19 protein-coding genes are annotated in these 16318 nt (G+C 47.9%); 13 read left to right on the top strand and 6 right to left on the bottom strand.

Annotated elements, in window-relative coordinates; translation table 11 throughout:
- Nucleotides 1-258 precede the first annotated feature (258 nt).
- Nucleotides 259-1227: an ABC transporter substrate-binding protein gene (locus A8F94_RS10285; protein ID WP_066199333.1), complete on the bottom strand. Its 969-nt coding sequence runs from the start codon at nucleotides 1225-1227 to the stop codon at nucleotides 259-261.
- Nucleotides 1228-1571: 344 nt separating this feature from the next.
- On the opposite strand from A8F94_RS10285, the gene A8F94_RS10280 reads away from it, so the two are divergent.
- The 5 genes from A8F94_RS10280 to A8F94_RS10260 all read left to right on the top strand — a co-directional run bounded on the left by A8F94_RS10280 (nucleotide 1572) and on the right by A8F94_RS10260 (nucleotide 5710).
- Nucleotides 1572-2576: a FecCD family ABC transporter permease gene (locus A8F94_RS10280; protein ID WP_066199330.1), complete on the top strand. Its 1005-nt coding sequence runs from the start codon at nucleotides 1572-1574 to the stop codon at nucleotides 2574-2576.
- Complete coding sequence (locus tag A8F94_RS10275; protein ID WP_066199328.1) at nucleotides 2573-3628, top strand: FecCD family ABC transporter permease; 1056 nt, start codon at nucleotides 2573-2575, stop codon at nucleotides 3626-3628. Before A8F94_RS10280 ends, A8F94_RS10275 begins: the two co-directional genes overlap by 4 nt.
- Nucleotides 3629-3692: 64 nt before the next feature.
- Nucleotides 3693-4514 carry an ABC transporter ATP-binding protein gene (locus A8F94_RS10270; RefSeq protein ID WP_066199325.1) on the top strand — a complete coding sequence of 274 codons (822 nt, stop codon included), beginning with the start codon at nucleotides 3693-3695 and terminating at the stop codon, nucleotides 4512-4514.
- Nucleotides 4515-4680: 166 nt separating this feature from the next.
- Complete coding sequence (locus A8F94_RS10265) at nucleotides 4681-5493, top strand: IucA/IucC family C-terminal-domain containing protein (RefSeq protein WP_066199323.1); 813 nt, start codon at nucleotides 4681-4683, stop codon at nucleotides 5491-5493.
- Nucleotides 5450-5710 (top strand): DUF2573 family protein, encoded by a 261-nt coding sequence (locus tag A8F94_RS10260; protein WP_066199320.1) that lies wholly within the window; start codon nucleotides 5450-5452, stop codon nucleotides 5708-5710. The genes A8F94_RS10265 and A8F94_RS10260 overlap by 44 nt, the downstream gene beginning before the upstream one ends.
- Nucleotides 5711-5760: 50 nt before the next feature.
- Here the strand turns inward: A8F94_RS10260 and A8F94_RS10255 are convergent, their stop codons facing one another.
- The 4 genes from A8F94_RS10255 to fabG form a co-directional block, all read right to left on the bottom strand.
- On the bottom strand, nucleotides 5761-6219 hold the full coding sequence (locus tag A8F94_RS10255; RefSeq protein ID WP_066199317.1) for a hypothetical protein: 459 nt from the start codon (nucleotides 6217-6219) through the stop codon (nucleotides 5761-5763).
- A gap of 73 nt (nucleotides 6220-6292) precedes the next feature.
- Complete coding sequence (locus tag A8F94_RS10250) at nucleotides 6293-6499, bottom strand: hypothetical protein (RefSeq protein WP_066199314.1); 207 nt, start codon at nucleotides 6497-6499, stop codon at nucleotides 6293-6295.
- Between the two features lie 130 nt (nucleotides 6500-6629).
- Nucleotides 6630-7460 carry an alpha/beta fold hydrolase gene (locus A8F94_RS10245; RefSeq protein ID WP_066199311.1) on the bottom strand — a complete coding sequence of 277 codons (831 nt, stop codon included), beginning with the start codon at nucleotides 7458-7460 and terminating at the stop codon, nucleotides 6630-6632.
- A gap of 94 nt (nucleotides 7461-7554) precedes the next feature.
- On the bottom strand, nucleotides 7555-8295 hold the full coding sequence (fabG, locus tag A8F94_RS10240) for a 3-oxoacyl-ACP reductase FabG (protein ID WP_066199308.1): 741 nt from the start codon (nucleotides 8293-8295) through the stop codon (nucleotides 7555-7557).
- A 754-nt stretch (nucleotides 8296-9049) separates the two neighbouring features.
- On the opposite strand from fabG, the gene A8F94_RS10235 reads away from it, so the two are divergent.
- From A8F94_RS10235 to A8F94_RS10225, 3 genes are all read left to right on the top strand, one after another.
- A complete protein-coding gene (locus A8F94_RS10235; protein ID WP_066199305.1) occupies nucleotides 9050-9526 on the top strand; it encodes a DUF2975 domain-containing protein in 477 nt (158 codons plus the stop codon).
- Between the two features lie 10 nt (nucleotides 9527-9536).
- On the top strand, nucleotides 9537-9749 hold the full coding sequence (locus tag A8F94_RS10230) for a helix-turn-helix domain-containing protein (protein WP_066199303.1): 213 nt from the start codon (nucleotides 9537-9539) through the stop codon (nucleotides 9747-9749).
- A 247-nt stretch (nucleotides 9750-9996) separates the two neighbouring features.
- Nucleotides 9997-10356, top strand: a complete 360-nt coding sequence (locus tag A8F94_RS10225) for a hypothetical protein (RefSeq protein ID WP_066199300.1) — start codon at nucleotides 9997-9999, stop codon at nucleotides 10354-10356.
- Between the two features lie 128 nt (nucleotides 10357-10484).
- On the opposite strand, the gene A8F94_RS10220 is transcribed toward A8F94_RS10225, so the two are convergent.
- On the bottom strand, nucleotides 10485-10964 hold the full coding sequence (locus tag A8F94_RS10220; protein WP_066199297.1) for a DinB family protein: 480 nt from the start codon (nucleotides 10962-10964) through the stop codon (nucleotides 10485-10487).
- Between the two features lie 164 nt (nucleotides 10965-11128).
- Here A8F94_RS10220 and A8F94_RS10215 point away from each other — a divergent pair, with 164 nt between their 5' ends.
- From A8F94_RS10215 to A8F94_RS10195, 5 genes are all read left to right on the top strand, one after another.
- Nucleotides 11129-12553, top strand: a complete 1425-nt coding sequence (locus A8F94_RS10215; RefSeq protein ID WP_066199295.1) for a sigma-54 interaction domain-containing protein — start codon at nucleotides 11129-11131, stop codon at nucleotides 12551-12553.
- A 360-nt stretch (nucleotides 12554-12913) separates the two neighbouring features.
- Nucleotides 12914-13786, top strand: coding sequence for a branched-chain amino acid ABC transporter permease (locus A8F94_RS10210; protein ID WP_066199293.1), 873 nt, complete (start codon nucleotides 12914-12916; stop codon nucleotides 13784-13786).
- Nucleotides 13787-13789: 3 nt separating this feature from the next.
- Nucleotides 13790-14794: a branched-chain amino acid ABC transporter permease gene (locus A8F94_RS10205; RefSeq protein ID WP_066199291.1), complete on the top strand. Its 1005-nt coding sequence runs from the start codon at nucleotides 13790-13792 to the stop codon at nucleotides 14792-14794.
- A gap of 2 nt (nucleotides 14795-14796) precedes the next feature.
- A complete protein-coding gene (locus A8F94_RS10200; protein WP_066199288.1) occupies nucleotides 14797-15579 on the top strand; it encodes an ABC transporter ATP-binding protein in 783 nt (260 codons plus the stop codon).
- A complete protein-coding gene (locus tag A8F94_RS10195) occupies nucleotides 15572-16279 on the top strand; it encodes an ABC transporter ATP-binding protein (RefSeq protein WP_066199286.1) in 708 nt (235 codons plus the stop codon). Before A8F94_RS10200 ends, A8F94_RS10195 begins: the two co-directional genes overlap by 8 nt.
- The last annotated feature ends 39 nt before the right edge of the window (nucleotides 16280-16318 follow it).

The raw sequence follows: 16318 nt of genomic DNA, 5'->3' as shown, positions 1-16318 counted from the left end.
CAAACAAAACACCCCAAAAAGTAAACTTATTATCACCTGAAAAGGAAAAAATATTCGGGGGTCAGACCCCTGCCGTGGACAATACATCACCGAAACCCGCATTCCCCTGTGGGGGTGTCTTTTCCACGCGGACGGATAGCCCCGAAAAACAAAAAAAGCACCCGCCACAAAACCGGGCGGGTGCAAAAATATTAAAAGGGGAGGGTAATCATCAATACTAAAAACTGAATCACCCTTTGCAATTCCAAGCAAAAAACTCTACTTCACCATAATCTTCTCAATATCATCCAGCATCAGTTTAGCCGCAATTACGCCACCGGCCGTGTTCCAAATTGTGTCGGAAACCTTATGGACGTTCCCAGCCTTGGCCACTTCAAGGTTCTTAAACAAAGGGTCATTGGTCCAATTTTTTTCAAGTTCGGAAGCCTTGCCATCGCCTTCCTCATACGTGAAGTAGAAGAGGATGTCGCCTTCCATCGCTGGAATTCGTTCCTTCGTCACATTCTTTTCAGCGAAATCGGGTTTATCCTGCTCGGCAGGGCGCTTAAAGCCAATCTCCTTCAAGATTACCCCTGAGAAGGAATCATTATGATAAATCCGGACATCGCCAGCCATAAACCGGACCATCGACACTTCCATATTCACCTTGTCGCCAAGCTTACCCTTCAAATCCTCAATCCGCTTTGTATAATCCGAAAGCACCTTATCACCTTCAGCTGTCTTATTCACAGCCTGGGCATACAGCTTGAAATTCTCCTTCCAATCACCGCGGAGCGTCTCCGCGAACACAGTCGGCGCAATCGCCTTCAGCTGCTCATAAATCTCTTCCTGGCGCATCTTATTCCCGATGATTAAATCAGGCTTCAGTGCCGCAATCGCCTCAACATTCACCTGGCTCTCAACCCCAACAACCTTGGCATCCTTCATCTCATCCTCAATATGATCATACCAAGGGTCGCCTGTCCACGACTGAACCGCACCTACCGGCTTAATGCCAAGTGCTAACAAAGCTTCAGTACCCTCATTTGTTAAAATGACCACACGCTCGGGTGTTTTCTCAAGTGTCGTCGAGCCCATCGCATGCTCCACAGTGTAGCTCGTATTCCCCTTTTTCGCAGTTTCCTCTCCGCCACCTTGGGCTGAGTCATCGCTGCCCTTCCAGCAAGCAGCCAGCAAAAACAAAGAAAATAAAGTAATCAGCACAAATATCGATTTAAATCGCCTCATCGTAGTAGTCCTCCTGCAAATTGTAATTGATAATCATTTTCAATGACAACTTCATAATAAAATCATACAACGCTCATGTCAACGCTTTAAATGAAAATTGTTCTCAATTATTCACTTTAATTCACAAAGTTTTCAAAAAGAGTATCTTTATTCATATTAAGTTGAGAGAGGGAGCAGAATTTTCCAAATCGATGCTAACTTATCTAGTGATAATTTTATGAAAAGTGAGGATTTCTAAATGAAAATGATTATCAGAATCATTGACAGGGTTGCTCCATCAACTTAGACTAGTATATAAGAACAATAATGATACTAAGTATGTTAGAAAGGCCGGAACAGCAATCATGGTCCTGAAAAACAAAGCGTTAAAATGGGCTGGCTTATTCGCCGCCATCATTTCGCTACTTGTCCTAATGGGGGCAAGCATTGTCTTTGGCTACACAGACACAACTATCAAAATGGCCATTGATGCATTCACAAACTTCAATGGATCCAATGAACATATTATTATCGAATCAGTCCGGCTTCCGCGCGCCTTGATTGCGGCAGCAGTCGGAGCAAGCCTCGGCATCGCCGGAGTTTTGCTGCAAACATTGACCAAAAACCCGCTTGCGTCACCCGATATTTTCGGTGTCAACGCGGGTGCGGGAATGATGGTGGTTATCGCCGTGACGCTCCTGAAAGTCGATAGCCTCCAGGCCTTCACATGGCTGAGTTTCTTCGGTGCAGCCGTGGCGGCTATCGGCATCTACGTAATCGGCTCATTCGGCCGTGAAGGGCTTACGCCGATGAAGCTGACACTCGCCGGGGCGGCAATCACTGCGATGTTCGCAAGCCTCACACAGGGTCTGCTTGTCCTGAACGAAGCGGCGCTCGAGCAAGTCCTGTTCTGGCTTGCCGGTTCGGTTTCAGGCCGCGACCTTGAAAACCTGACCGCCGTCCTGCCATACCTGATCGCCGGCTGGCTTGGCTCGCTTTTAATCGCCGGAAAGATGAACGTTCTGGCGATGGGGGAAGACGTCGCGAAAGGCCTCGGGCTTAACACCGCTTTTGTTAAAATTGCCCTTGGCGTGCTCGTTATACTGCTTGCGGGAGGGGCCGTTGCCGTCGCGGGGCCAATTGGGTTCATCGGCATCGTCATCCCACATATTACGAGAAGCATTGTTGGCATCGATCATCGCTGGACGATTCCCTTCGCAGCACTGCTCGGCGCCATGCTTCTGCTTGCCGCCGACATTGCCAGCCGCTACCTGCTTATGCCGCAGGAAGTCCCGGTCGGCGTCACAACAGCAATTATCGGTACCCCGTTTTTCATTTATATTGCGAGGAAGGGGTTCAATAGCCGATGAGTCAATTCAGAACGATACGTATACTAAAAGGAAAAATCTCTTTCCTCCTTGATAAAAAAGCACTGATTAAGTTCCTCACCTTGGCAATCGCCGCAGCCGCGCTATTTATCATCAGCACCGGCGTGGGCGAAATGAAAATCAGTCCGCTCACCGTGATCTCAACCTTCTTTGGCGGGGGAACTGAAATGGACCGGCTAATCATCACGTCTTTCCGGCTCCCGCGAATCATCATCGCTCTTGTCGTCGGGATGGGACTTGCCGTCGCGGGCAGCATCCTGCAAGGAATGATCCGCAACCCGCTCGCATCGCCTGACATACTCGGCATCACCGGCGGCGCATCTGTAGCGGTCGTGGGATTCCTTGCAATTTTTAGTGATGAAAACAACGCACTAACCGTCCCGATCGCCTGGATGCCAGTAGCTGCCTTCATTGGTGCCGCACTAGCCGCTTTCCTCGTCTACATCTTGGCCTGGAAAAATGGCGTCTCGCCAATTCGGCTCGTCCTGATTGGCATCGGCCTGATGGCGCTCATGAAGGCACTGACAACGTTAATGATGATTCTCGGACCAATCTTTCAGGCAAGCCAGGCAAACATCTGGCTGACCGGAACCGTTTACGGATCGACTTGGGCAAACGTTTCAATCGCCCTCCCGGCAACACTGATTTTAATCCTACTCGCGCTCATCGCCGCCCGGAATCTGAACATCCAGGAACTCGGTGACGAGGTTGCAACCGGCCTGGGTTCGCGCGTCCAGAAACAGCGGCTCGTACTGCTTACCATTGCAACCGGGCTGATTGGAACATCCGTCGCATTCGCAGGCGGCATCGGCTTCGTCGGACTCATGGCGCCGCATATGGCGCGAAGGTTAGTCGGCTCATCGTTCGGAGCACTGCTCCCGGTATCAGCCGTCATCGGCGGAATCCTTGTCATGGCGGCCGACCTAATCGGGCGCACGATGTTCTCGCCGCTCGAAGTCCCGGCGGGCGTTTTCACTGCCGCAATCGGCGCGCCATACTTTATCTATCTGCTTTTTAAAACAAGAAACCAGTGACATTCGATAAATTCTGGGGCGTGTCCGTCACCACCCGAAAAATCTTTAAAAGGAGCTGTCTGAATTGACGCAAGCAACCGCGATCGAGACGAAAGACCTGACCCTGTCCTATGGAGATACGCTTATCATAAACGAACTGAATCTCACCATTCCGAAAGGTGAAATCACCGTCTTCATCGGAGGGAACGGCTGCGGAAAATCGACCTTGCTCCGCTCAATCGCACGCCTCTTGAAGCCGAAATCCGGCAATGTCCTACTTGAAGGCAAAGCTATCTCAAAACTATCAACAAGGGAAGTTGCCCGTAACATGGCCATCCTTCCGCAGACACCCGTCGCGCCGGAAGGCCTGACCGTACTACAGCTCGTCAAACAGGGCCGCTACCCATACCAATCCTGGCTGAAGCAATGGTCAGAAGAAGATGAGCGCAAAGTAAATGATGCCCTGAAGGCAACCAATCTTGACGACTTGAAGGACCGTCCAGTCGACTCCCTATCCGGCGGCCAGCGCCAGCGTGCCTGGATAGCGATGACACTGGCTCAGGATACCGATATCTTGTTGCTGGATGAGCCGACAACATACCTTGACATGACCCACCAGATCGAAATCCTCGATCTTCTCTGGGAACTGAACGAGCGCGAAGGCCGGACCATCGTCATGGTCCTCCACGACCTGAACCTGGCTTGCCGCTACGCGCACAACATCGTTGCCATCAAGGAAAAAGCCATCTATGCCCAGGGCCGGCCCGAAGTCGTCATCAACTGCTCATTAGTAAAAAACGTCTTCGACATGGACTGCGAAGTCACCATCGACCCGCTCTTCGGCACACCGCTCTGCATCCCATACGGCAAAGGCCGCTGCATCCTAAAACAAGCGGCCGCCAACTAAGGGATACCCACTGGGGGTAGGGGTCAGACCCCTTGTGAAATTGTGAATTTTACCAGGTTATGCGTTTGTCCTAATTAGACAAATGTTAGTCCTAATTATTAGATACCGGGTCCGGGTCCAACCTAAGATAAACAATCCGCATCCCGCAAAGGACGGTGTATCTCCAATGAAGCTGAAAACTAAGAGGAATCCACTTACCATCGCAGAGAAAACAACACTGAAGGCATACCGCTTTACTGATATCCCGAAAAAGGGGATGATTCAGGTATCAGCGCTGCTCGATTCCGATACACTCAAGGCATTCATCGAGTCAATCATGCCGGTGATCCAAACCGACTCACCGAAGGTCGCTGCTTCGGTGTTCATGAAGCGATATGCGTTCATCGCTGTGCTGTCGCTGTACAGCGTTACCAAGTGGAACAAAAAGCTCGACCTCCAGCCCGAAAACATCTACTTTGAGCCGCCAACCGGGAAGGGAACATGGCTTCCGAAGTTTTATTTTTCGAACATGGAAGCGGAGAAGTGGGATGGGGGACACCGCAATGAATGGTTCAAGCAAGTACTCACCGAACTATTTGCCGGGCACCTATTCCCGCTCATCGATCTGCTCGGAAAGGTCACCGGCGTCTCAAAACTTATCCTATGGGAAAATGTCGCCATCTACGTCATGTGGCTGTATGAATCGGAACTCGAAGGCCAAACCCAGGCCAACGATGATTTTGATTTTATTTTTAACAAAGCGGAAGGGGCGGTCTTCGGGAAATACCGCCGAAACCCAATCACCAAATTCTATTCTGAAAAAACGTATCTGGACGACCTGGACGAACTCGTCCGCGTCCGCAAAACGTGCTGCTTCTCCTATTTAACGGGGGACAGAGACACACGCTGCAAAACATGCCCGTGCAGGCGGCTGGAAATGGAGGGGAAATGCGCCAATGGAACAGACAACATTTGTGAAGCAGCTCGAAGCCTTACTTGAAAAATACGCCGAGCTACTCGTTGGCCAATCCGACGAAGAAACAACCGAAAAAGTGAAAATGTATGCACTGTACACACACATCGCCAAAACGATGCCGGCACTCGCCCAGCACTGGAACGCACTCTACCCGGACGCCAAGAACGAAATGAAGGCACTCATGCTCGAAATCAAACGCCTCAACGAACAAAAGAGGCAAAGTGGAGACAGTTCTCGTTAGCAACAGCCGCTTGAGTTTATATTTTTCATAAAAACGCGCTCCTTCACAGCTCAGGAGCGCGTTTCTGGCAAAGTAGAACTGTCACCGTTTGCTATGTAAGCAAGAGCATATACAACCGACATCCACAACGTGAAAGTCTCATACCCCATATCAAATAAGTAGTTCACTCCAAACAACGGTGTTGTAAACAGCAAATAAAGTGGATACTGAATAGACACGATTATATCCAAAATAGCTGAATCCATCATTGACCCCTCAAACATTTTAATAACATAAACAACTAAGCAGGATATAAATCCCGCTAGTAAAAATACCTTTACTCCTTTAATAGCTTTACCACTATCCAATCCCTCTTTAATAAATACTAGCAAAGCGAACAAGAACAAAGCTGTAGCAAGTAAATTGAATATATTCATAGATGAGTCTGGATGTTTCACTGATGGAATTAAGTTTATTGAAAAAGAAAGTAAATATGAACAGATAAGGAAAGTAAATAATTTTAGTTTCATTGCAATTACCTCGTTCCAGATTTGACTTTTTTCTGCCTGCTTTAATATCTTAAACTCCTTTTCCTGATCACCACTACAAGAGCTGCAACGGCCCACAGCAAAAGCCAATCGCCACAAAAGGATAAACCGAATGAGTAAGCGCATAGATAATTTTATGCAGAAAGGAAGGGTTCTGTGAGTCTTCGAATGAATGACCTCCGATAATCCCACTCATAACGATAAACAAAAGAAAACCTATAGTAGATACAACTAGCGGAAGAACAGGGAATGCCTTTTTCATTCAACCAACCTCCTAAAATGCCCTTTTGGTGTAATTTTACACAAAACGAGAATGGAGGTCAACTAGTTTTCAGAAAATTCCACGAAAAAAAGAAGCAATCCCCGACACCGGAAATTGCTCCTTACTTCATCTATGCTCTCCCAAGCTCGCTATTCTTCACCACAAACCCAACCATTGCCGACTTCAATACCTCAGGCTTCTCGAAAATCGCCACATGGCCGCACTCCGGAATCACCATATATTCGGCCCCGGCGATTCCCTTAGCCAAAATGTCCGAAGACCACCGCGGTTTCAAAATATCGTTCTCACCGACCACAACCAGCGCTGGGCACGCAACCTTCCCAAGCTCATCCGTAAAATCCGCATCGCGGAGGAACGTTTCATACAGCGTGACCTGGCCGGCAAAATATTCGTCATCAATCTCATTCATCATCCGGGCCCGCTCCGCCAAAAATTCCTTGTTCTGCACAATAAACGCATTGTAATAAAGCGAAGGAGCAGCGCCCCAAAAGAACGCCTCACCCTTGGACGTGAGCGCGAGCTGCTTCCAGCCCTCAACAAACAGCTTCGTCGTCTCATCCAGCTCACTCGTCGAATCAATCACTACTAGTGAAGCCGCCCGTTCCGGATAATCAATTGCAAACCGAACCGCAACCTCTCCTCCATACGACGTTCCAATTAAATGCACCGGACCGTTGACACCAAGCTCATCCAGCAAAGCAACCGCATCGTCGGCGTGCCCCCGGAACGAATACGGTCCCGGAGGCTTCGCCGACTTCATCTGCCCTTTGAAATCGTGCAAAACAACCCGGTACCCCAATTTTTCAAACAGCGGATAATACAGCGCCCACGAGCTTGTCGTCGTCATTACCCCGTTTAAAAACATCACCGTTTCCTTTGCATCCTCCGGCCCAAACACCTCGTAAAACAAATCATTTCCATGAATCGTCATAACCGGCATCCCAAGCACCTCCTATGTAATAGGGGGCCAACCCGCCTAAATTCGCCCCCGAATCCGGATACCCCCTCAGGGTAGGGGTCAGACCCCTTGTGAATTACAGCACAACCCCGCCATCGACACTCAGCACAGTCCCGGTCACATACCGCGCCTCGTCGCTCGCCAGGAACAAATACGCATTCGCGATATCCGAAGGTTCACCCAAAATCCCGAGCACCGATTTGCCTTTCATCATCTCAATAACCTTCTCCGGCATTTTCGCCACCATAGGCGTATTAATGAATCCAGGGGCCACTGCATTGACACGGATGCCGTACCGGCCAAGCTCCTTCGCCCACGTCTTCGTCATCCCGATGACGCCCCATTTCGTTGCCGCATAATTCGTCTGCCCAAAGTTGCCGTACAAGCCGACAACCGAAGACGCATTCAAAATAACCCCGCGCTGCTGCTCCTTCATCACCCTCGCGGCCGCCTGGCCAACCATGAATACACCCTTCAAATTCACATCGATCACGCGCTCCCACTGGGCTTCTTCCATCTTCATCAGCGTCGCATCAGCCGTAATCCCCGCGTTGTTCACTACAATGTCAACGCTTCCAAATTGCTCCACAGTGTCCTTGACCATTTTTTCAACCTGCTCGCCGTTTGTCACATCGACAACCATCCCAACGGCCGTGCCGCCAGCTTCCACAATCATTGCCACAGTCCGGTCGATATCCTCAGAAGTAACATCTGCCACAACCACCTTCGCGCCCTCAGCCGCAAACCTCACAGCCGTCGCCTCGCCAATTCCTCGGCCTCCGCCAGTCACAACCGCAACCTTGTCCTTCAATCTCATCCTGCAAACCTCCTAAATAATTAATCAACCTTTTACTATGCAAGAACCTTGCCAACTTGAAAATTCAAAGCCAACCCCCGCTTTTGGAAAAATTGGCCTCCGCCAGCTGTGTAGGAAAACACTGACACTGTCCAGAAATCCGACACCAGTTTGCCTTCGCATAGCACTTATACCAAGTTGGCACATTTTACAACCGTCGTCTCAGAATCACAATGTCCTCGAACCTGTTCTTAAAGGACAATCTGACACTAGTAATCCTAAAAATGTCCTGAAACAGGTCTTTTGAGAAAATGTTGAAGTTCAGACAAGTCAGAACATCCACCACCATGGGTTTCGTGGACAATTCGCAGTTCTGAACCAGCCAAAACTCCACCACCATGGGTTTCGTGGACAATTCGCAGTTCTGGACCAGCCAAAACATCCACCAACATGGGTTTTGTGGACAATTCGCAGTTCTGAACCGGCCGAAACGTCCACTAACATGGTTGTCGTGGACAATTTGCCCACCCCAAATTGTCTTGAGCACACCGCCTAAAAACGATTTGCATCGCAATGTCGGAATTCCTCTATCTCTGCATCCCTATATTCGCCACTTATCTGCCTGCATCCTTCCTTAGACTAGCAATACCGAGTTACAACTCTGTTACAGCAAAGAAATTCGATAAATATAATATGAAAATTGATAAATATTTATTGATAATCAATAAATAACATGCTATTATCAATCTAACGATAAAACAGAGAGGTGCTTTTTATGAAACGAGGATCTACGTTATTTTTAAGAATGGCTGTTTTTCTAATTGGAACTCCAGTTCTGGCATTGGGTACATTCGGCCTGTTCTGGCTGGCAAAGAACCCGGCAAATCCGGATTATGCCCATATCCTGTATCCGATTGTCATCGGCCTGTACGTCTCGGCGATTCCATTTTTCGCTGCATTGTACCAGGCGTTTAAACTGTTGGGCTTTATTGATAGGAACGAGGCTTTCTCCGATTTGTCCGTGAAGGCCCTGAAGAGGATTAAATTCTCGGGCATCTTTTTTAGCGGTGTATATGCTGTCATTCTGCCGTTTGTATTTATGGTGGCGGAGCTGGATGATGCACCTGGCCTGGTCTTCGTCGGAGCGGCCCCAGTGTTCGCGGGGATGGTAATAGCTGTGTTCGCTGCAGTCCTCCAAAGGCTTTTAAAAGAAGCGATTGATATAAAATCCGAAAATGATTTAACGGTCTGAGGTGAAAACAATGGCGATTATTATAAATATTGATGTCATGTTGGCCAAAAGGAAAATGAGCGTAACCGAACTTTCGGAGAAGGTCGGAATCACCATGGCGAACCTATCCATTTTAAAAAACGGCAAGGCCAAAGCAATTCGCTTTTCCACCCTTGAAGCAATCTGCAAAGCACTTGATTGCCAGCCGGGGGACATCCTTGAGTACAAAAGCGACGAAGAATAACCACAAAAGCATATACAGATTTTTGAGTACAAAAACAAAGAAGCAGTCCAATTCACAACCGAATTGGGCTGCTTTTTTTTTGTATGAGTAAATTAGCACCCATGAAGTTATAGTCAGTAAAAATAAAAAAATGGGTTTCTGGATATTTATGTTAAAATTTTAGGGTGAGCTTATATAACTGTGGAAGGATCCCTGTAGTAAAGAAAAAATGCCCAGAAATACATAGATACCTAGGGGAGCGGTGAAGGTGGAGAAGTGGAAAAAGATATTAATAGGGATTGGTATTGTTTCTATTTATGTCGTAATTGGTACAGGGTACTATGAGTCAATTGCATCTGAGAATACCGTATTAGAATCATTTATATCTATTGATTACTTTGTAATTTTATGGATAGGGTTAATTCTTATGGGAATACCGATTTTGGCGATGCTAGTAATTTGTCTATTCATTATTGGGAAATATGTTGGATTGGTTTATTGGGTGTACTGGTCAATGGGCTCTGCTAGTTTAACAAAAAAATGTATAGTAGGGTTAATTATAATTGGTATATTACTATCTGGATTTATTTTAAACAATGAGTGGGCAGGGTTTATTCCTGGACCGTAGAAAGGAAAAATGGCTGGAGCAATCTCCAACCATTTTTCTATGCTAATTTACTTGCAAGCAGTGAATAGCATGGTTTATTCGATGTTTGTACTACAAAACTAAACCCGTGGTGCTTTGGGCATACACTTTTATTTCTGTTGATCTTCCCGAGTAGGGCCCATAACTCCCGGTACATTCAATCCAGCCTGGCGGAGAAGCACCGTCATTTGGCCGCGGTGGTGTGTCTGGTGGTCAATGAACAGCCTCAAAACTGCACCTCTTGGCATCTTCTGCCCAAGGGCTTCAACAGTTTCAACCATGCTTTCATCAGTCAAATTGGTCTCCACTTCACGCACCAATTCTTCAGAAGCTTTTTTATAGGCATCGGCAATCTCGTTTGCCTTTGAGGGAACGGAACCTGGGTCACCAGGCATCGCTACCTTCAATCCGGCTTGTCCGGCAAAAAACGGCACGCTCGTCGCCAAGTGCCAGCCCAGCCAGCCTAGTGTGCTGTGTCCTTCAACGATTGCCTGATTTAATTTTTCATCTGTCAAAGACTCGAGGACCTGTAACGTTCCACCTGAAGCGTTCGACCATTCTCCGAGAAAATCACTGACTGTTCTGTACATACTACCACTCCTAAACTTAATGAACTTTATTATTATCATAAACATTTACCGTATTTATTCACACTTATCTGCTTTTGTCCAAAATTATCCAATATTATATGGAAATATCAATGAATATTTTTATAAAATAAAAGAGAGGAAGAAACAGAAAAGGAGGGGAATGAATGGGGCAGGTAGGCTCAAGTGTTGTGACCTCTTTAGAAATGGAACTTCTGGGATCACAGGCATTCCTGAATACTGTTGAAAAAATTTTCGACCCAATTTCAGTACCGGTTATTTTAATAGGAAAAGACACGAAGGTGAAAATGATCAACCAGATTTTCGCCGACTATCTTGGGTTTCCAAAGGAAGAAATCATCGGCAAACCAGTACTGGAGGTTGATGAATTTTCGAGGTTCCCGTACGTTTTTACAACAAAAAGGCCCGAGATTGCCTGGAAGCACCGCTTCAAAAGCGGCAAAACAGCAATCGTCCACCGCATCCCGGTCCTTGACGAGAATCATGAGGTTGCCTATGGCTTCGGGATGCTCTTGTTCCAGGACGTCAAGGAGTTCAAGGATATTATTGAAAAGAACAAGCTGCTCGAGACAGCGCTCAATTACGCCGAACAGCAGCTCGAGAAAATCCAGGGCGCCAAATACAGCTGGGAGAACATCATTGGCACGAGCGAAAAAATGGTGCTGGCCATTTACATGGGAAGGCGCGCTTCGCAAACAAAATCAAATGTGCTGTTGTTAGGCGAAAGCGGGACAGGCAAGGAGCTGTTTGCGCATGCGATCCACCATTCGTCGAACCGGGCTCGCCAGCGTTTCGTAAAAGTGAACTGTGCTGCAATCCCGGGTGAACTGCTGGAGTCCGAGCTGTTCGGGTACAGTGACGGTGCGTTTACCGGAGCCAAAAAAGGCGGCAAGCCTGGAAAATTCGAACTTGCACATAACGGCAGCATTTTTCTCGACGAAATTGGCGACATGCCGCTCAGCATGCAGGCAAAGCTGCTCCGCGTTCTTCAGGAAAAAGAGATCGAGAGGGTTGGCGGTACCAAAACGATTCCCGTCGATGTCCGCGTTATTGCCGCAACCAACAAGAACCTTGAAAAAATGGTCGAGGAAGGGACATTCCGCGAAGATTTATTTTACCGGCTGAATGTCATGTCAATTGAAATCCCGCCGCTCCGAGAACGCGAAAACGATACGGAAGCATTGGCAAACATGCTTCTGAAAAAGCTTTCCAGCCAACTCGGTGTATATGTAACGGCCATTTCCAAGCATGCAATGGAACATTTGCTGAACTATCATTGGCCAGGCAACGTAAGGGAGCTTGAGAACGTGCTCGAGCGCGCCATCAACCTGACCGATACAAACTTGATTCAGTCTGTCCATCTGCCATACAGCATCACCAAATGCAAAAAGCAGCACAAACTCGGAACTGGATTAGAGGGTATTTTAGAAGAAACCGAGAAGGAAATTATCAAGAACTGCCTCGAAGAATTAAACTATAACAAAGTAAAAGTTGCCGAAATCCTCAACATCAGCCGATCCAGCCTTTATGACAAAATCGAAAAATATCAATTGGATGTGCCGGTAACGTGATTTGCCTCCCGACACGTGGTTATTCGGCTTACTCGGAAAAATAATTCAGCGACTTTGAGATTAATTCAGCGGGATTTGAAATAATTCAGCGCTATTGATCCCCGATGTCGCAATTCCAAACAACTGTCGGATTTCCGGACACCTAAATCGTAAGCGTTTTCAAAAACTTTATCACTAAAAATGGCTTGGACCAGTTCCAAGCCATTTTTCATTTTAAAAAAACAGCGAGCTATCAAGCTTTCAAACGTTATTTTGAGATTTTAAATGCGCTTCACTAAAACTTGGCACGATAGTTGCAAAGTATAGGAGTGTAGAAATAGAAAAGCAGAATTCAATTATGCAAGAAAAGGAGGGCTATATATGGTTGAGTTTTTACAAAACGTGATAGCAGGCTTGGAAACTGGCAGTTTGTATGCCCTGGCTGCCCTTGGCCTTGTTTTAATTTACAGGACGTCGGATGTCATCAACTTCGCGCAGGGGGAGATGGCGATGTTCAGTGCCTTCATGGCATTTACGCTTTTTCAGGAAACGATGTCCTATCCGGCGGCGTTTATCGGCGCGATTTTGTTCGCAGTCGTGCTCGGCTTCCTCGTCGAGAGAGTGTTCATTCGCCCGGCCGCAAAGGCGACGCTTGTCAGCAAGATGATCATCACGCTCGGTCTGATTATGGTGTTCAATGGGGGAGCGTCGGCGATTTTCGGCATCGACATGCACCCATTTAGGAAAGCGTTAACAATGGACAATATCAACGTTGCTGACGTTATCATCCAGCCAAACGCGATTTTCATTATTTCCATCACGCTCATCATCATGGCCATTTTATTTTACCTTATGAAAAATACATTGATGGGCATCGCCATCCGGGCCACTGCCCAGAATGAAACGACTGCGAAACTGATGGGAGTCCCGGTTTCAAAAGTCTACTCGTTATCGTGGATCATCGCGACCGTCCTCGGCGCAATTGCGGGAATTTTAATCGCACCAACCACAAACGTATCGACAACGATGATGGGCGAGGTTCACTTGAAGTCGTTTATCGCGGCGGTGCTTGGCGGGTTCGGATCGTTCGTCGGTCCGGTTGTCGGAGGCTTTATCATCGGGGTGTTTGACAACCTCGTAGGCTACTATATCTCGCTGCAATGGAAAACCGTCATTGTATACGCATTGCTCATTATTATCCTGATCGTCAAACCTACTGGCTTGTTCGGCAAAGTTCATCGGAAGAAGGTGTAAGGCATGAAGGGCTTGTTAAAAAACAAACCATTCCTTTATATACTCGGCGGGCTGGTTGTCGCTAGCTTGCCGCTGATTATGGAGTTCGAGCGGTCAACAATGACAATGATGAACCTGATTGTCATCTATTCGATTGTGGCGATCGGCTTCAACATCCTGCTTGGCTATGCCGGGCAAATCTCACTCGGGCATGCCGCATTCATGGGTCTTGGCGCCTATATATCGGCGTATATCACAGCAAACTTTGAGCTGCCGTTTTTGTTGAGCCTGCTGCTCTCCGGGCTGATTCCAACCGCAATCGGCCTGATCCTTGGCCTCGCTGCACTCCGGCTTGAAGGCCATTACCTGGCGATTGCGACTCTTGGATTCGGTGTCGCCATCCAGCAGGTATTCAAGGAATGGATTCCATTCACGAACGGATTTTCGGGTATGCGGGCAAGCTTCCCTGAAGTTTTCGGCTTCGCACTCCGCGACCGCGAGCATTACTTCGTGTTCGTGATCATCATCCTGGTGCTGCTGATCCTGTTTGCCCACAACCTTTTATCGTCAAAAACAGGCCGGGCACTGATTGCGATGCGCGACAGTGAAAGTGCCGCCCAGGCGATGGGCATCTCTCTTTTCAAATATAAATTGATTGCGTTTGCGCTTAGCGCTTTTTACGCGGGAATCGGCGGCAGCTTATATGTCCACCTGATCCGCTTCACAGAACCGAACCAATGGGGAATAGACCTCAGCTTGAACCTGCTTGCGATGGTGGTCATTGGCGGCCTTGCCTCCATTCCGGGCAGTATCCTTGGTGCCGCATTTATCGTCTTCATTCCCGAATTCATCAAGGACATTGAAGCGCTGCAGGACATTAAAAACGTTGCCAGCATTTTCACAGGGGCTGCGATGATTCTTGTCATCATGTTCCTGCCGCATGGAATCGCCAGAATTGGTACGCAGCTGAAAGCCACATTTAGTAACAAGTCAAAGCAGCCAAAACAGGCGAAAGGACTGGAGGGATAACGATGGAACCAATTTTACAAATAGAGGGGCTGTCGATTTCCTTCGGAGGCCTGAAGGCGGTTGACAACTTAAGTTTCACTGTCGGACAGAACCAGATTTACGGCTTGATTGGTCCGAACGGTGCTGGAAAAACTACCGTGTTCAACTGCATCAGCGGCTTTTACCGGCCTGATACTGGAAAAATGACCTTCCAGGGCAGCACGAATTTACTCAATTACAAGGTCCATCAAATGATTGATATTGGCCTCGTCCGGACGTTCCAAAACGTTGAACTGTTCAAGAACCTGACCGTCCTTGAAAATCTGATCATCGGCCAGCACCACCAAACGAAGGGCGGATTCCTGGCACAAGGCTTCCTTCTTCCAAACGTACGACGGGAAGAAAAGCGAATTCGCGAAAAAGCACTTGGAATCATGGATTTCCTCGGTATTCGCGGCATCGAGCATCAGCCGGGTGCGGCCCAGCCGTACGGTGTCATGAAGCTGATTGAACTCGGGCGCGCGCTCATGTCCGACCCGAAGATGATCATCCTCGATGAGCCGGCAGCCGGGATGAACCATAGCGAAACCCAGGTACTGACCAATTTGATTAAAAAAATCCGCGACGAATTCGGCATCACGATTTTGCTCGTCGAACACGATATGAATCTCGTCATGGAGGTGTGCGAGCGCATTTGCGCCATTAACTTCGGCAAAAAGCTGGCCGAGGGCACACCAAAGGAAATCCAGAACGACCAGGCCGTGCAGGAAGCGTATCTTGGTAAGGAGGATGAGGTACATGCTTAAGCTTGAAAATATTGACGCTTACTACGGTTACATTCATGCCCTTAAAAATGTATCTCTTGAAATAAAAGAAGGCAATATTGTCACCCTCCTAGGTGCGAATGGTGCCGGGAAAACATCAATTCTGAAAGTGATTTCCGGGCTTGTGAAACCGCAAAATGGAAACGTCACTTTTAAAGGGACAGACTTGACCGGGCAATCTCCTGACAAGGTGGTCAAGCACGGCATAGTCCAGTCACCGGAAGGAAGGCAAGTATTCCCCGAGCTTTCGGTAAAAGAAAACCTGCAAATCGGCGCCTACACCCAGAAGGACAAAAAGGCTGCCGCCGACTCACTTGAAAAAGTATATACGTATTTTCCAAGACTGAAAGAACGGGAGAAGCAGTTCGCCGGAACCTTATCTGGCGGGGAGCAGCAAATGCTCGCTATCGGAAGGGCATTGATGGCGAAACCGAAGCTGCTGCTTTTGGATGAACCATCACTCGGGCTCGCGCCGCTGATTGTAAAAGACATTTTTACGATTATCAAAGATATAAACGCAGAAGGCACAACCGTCTTCCTCGTAGAACAAAACGCCAATCAGGCGCTCGGCATCAGCCACTACGCCTACATTCTCGAAACCGGCAAAGTCACCCACCACGGGCCAGCCGCCGACATCAAAAACGACCCGGAAATCAAACAAGCGTATCTGGGCGGGCACTAGAAACCGTTCACGGGTTGTTGGTAAACAGGGACTGTTCTC

It is taken from the genome of Bacillus sp. FJAT-27225 (assembly GCF_001685025.1).
In the GTDB taxonomy this organism is placed as follows: Bacteria; Bacillota; Bacilli; order Bacillales; family Cytobacillaceae; genus Bacillus_D.
Note: the sequence above shows the minus strand (reverse complement) of the source record. Positions and strands in the feature narration are given on the sequence as shown.

Excerpts from the sequence above, each read along its gene's own strand:
- A8F94_RS10285 (WP_066199333.1), bottom strand. The coding sequence starts at position 1,227 with ATGAGGCGATTTAAATCGATATTTGTGCTGATTACTTTATTTTCTTTG.
- A8F94_RS10280 (WP_066199330.1), top strand. The coding sequence starts at position 1,572 with ATGGTCCTGAAAAACAAAGCGTTAAAATGGGCTGGCTTATTCGCCGCC.
- A8F94_RS10275 (WP_066199328.1), top strand. The coding sequence starts at position 2,573 with ATGAGTCAATTCAGAACGATACGTATACTAAAAGGAAAAATCTCTTTC.
- A8F94_RS10265 (WP_066199323.1), top strand. The coding sequence starts at position 4,681 with ATGAAGCTGAAAACTAAGAGGAATCCACTTACCATCGCAGAGAAAACA.
- A8F94_RS10260 (WP_066199320.1), top strand. The coding sequence starts at position 5,450 with ATGGAACAGACAACATTTGTGAAGCAGCTCGAAGCCTTACTTGAAAAA.
- A8F94_RS10255 (WP_066199317.1), bottom strand. The coding sequence starts at position 6,219 with ATGAAACTAAAATTATTTACTTTCCTTATCTGTTCATATTTACTTTCT.
- A8F94_RS10250 (WP_066199314.1), bottom strand. The coding sequence starts at position 6,499 with ATGAAAAAGGCATTCCCTGTTCTTCCGCTAGTTGTATCTACTATAGGT.
- A8F94_RS10245 (WP_066199311.1), bottom strand. The coding sequence starts at position 7,460 with ATGCCGGTTATGACGATTCATGGAAATGATTTGTTTTACGAGGTGTTT.
- fabG (WP_066199308.1), bottom strand. The coding sequence starts at position 8,295 with ATGAGATTGAAGGACAAGGTTGCGGTTGTGACTGGCGGAGGCCGAGGA.
- A8F94_RS10235 (WP_066199305.1), top strand. The coding sequence starts at position 9,050 with ATGAAACGAGGATCTACGTTATTTTTAAGAATGGCTGTTTTTCTAATT.
- A8F94_RS10230 (WP_066199303.1), top strand. The coding sequence starts at position 9,537 with ATGGCGATTATTATAAATATTGATGTCATGTTGGCCAAAAGGAAAATG.
- A8F94_RS10220 (WP_066199297.1), bottom strand. The coding sequence starts at position 10,964 with ATGTACAGAACAGTCAGTGATTTTCTCGGAGAATGGTCGAACGCTTCA.
- A8F94_RS10215 (WP_066199295.1), top strand. The coding sequence starts at position 11,129 with ATGGGGCAGGTAGGCTCAAGTGTTGTGACCTCTTTAGAAATGGAACTT.
- A8F94_RS10210 (WP_066199293.1), top strand. The coding sequence starts at position 12,914 with ATGGTTGAGTTTTTACAAAACGTGATAGCAGGCTTGGAAACTGGCAGT.
- A8F94_RS10205 (WP_066199291.1), top strand. The coding sequence starts at position 13,790 with ATGAAGGGCTTGTTAAAAAACAAACCATTCCTTTATATACTCGGCGGG.
- A8F94_RS10200 (WP_066199288.1), top strand. The coding sequence starts at position 14,797 with ATGGAACCAATTTTACAAATAGAGGGGCTGTCGATTTCCTTCGGAGGC.
- A8F94_RS10195 (WP_066199286.1), top strand. The coding sequence starts at position 15,572 with ATGCTTAAGCTTGAAAATATTGACGCTTACTACGGTTACATTCATGCC.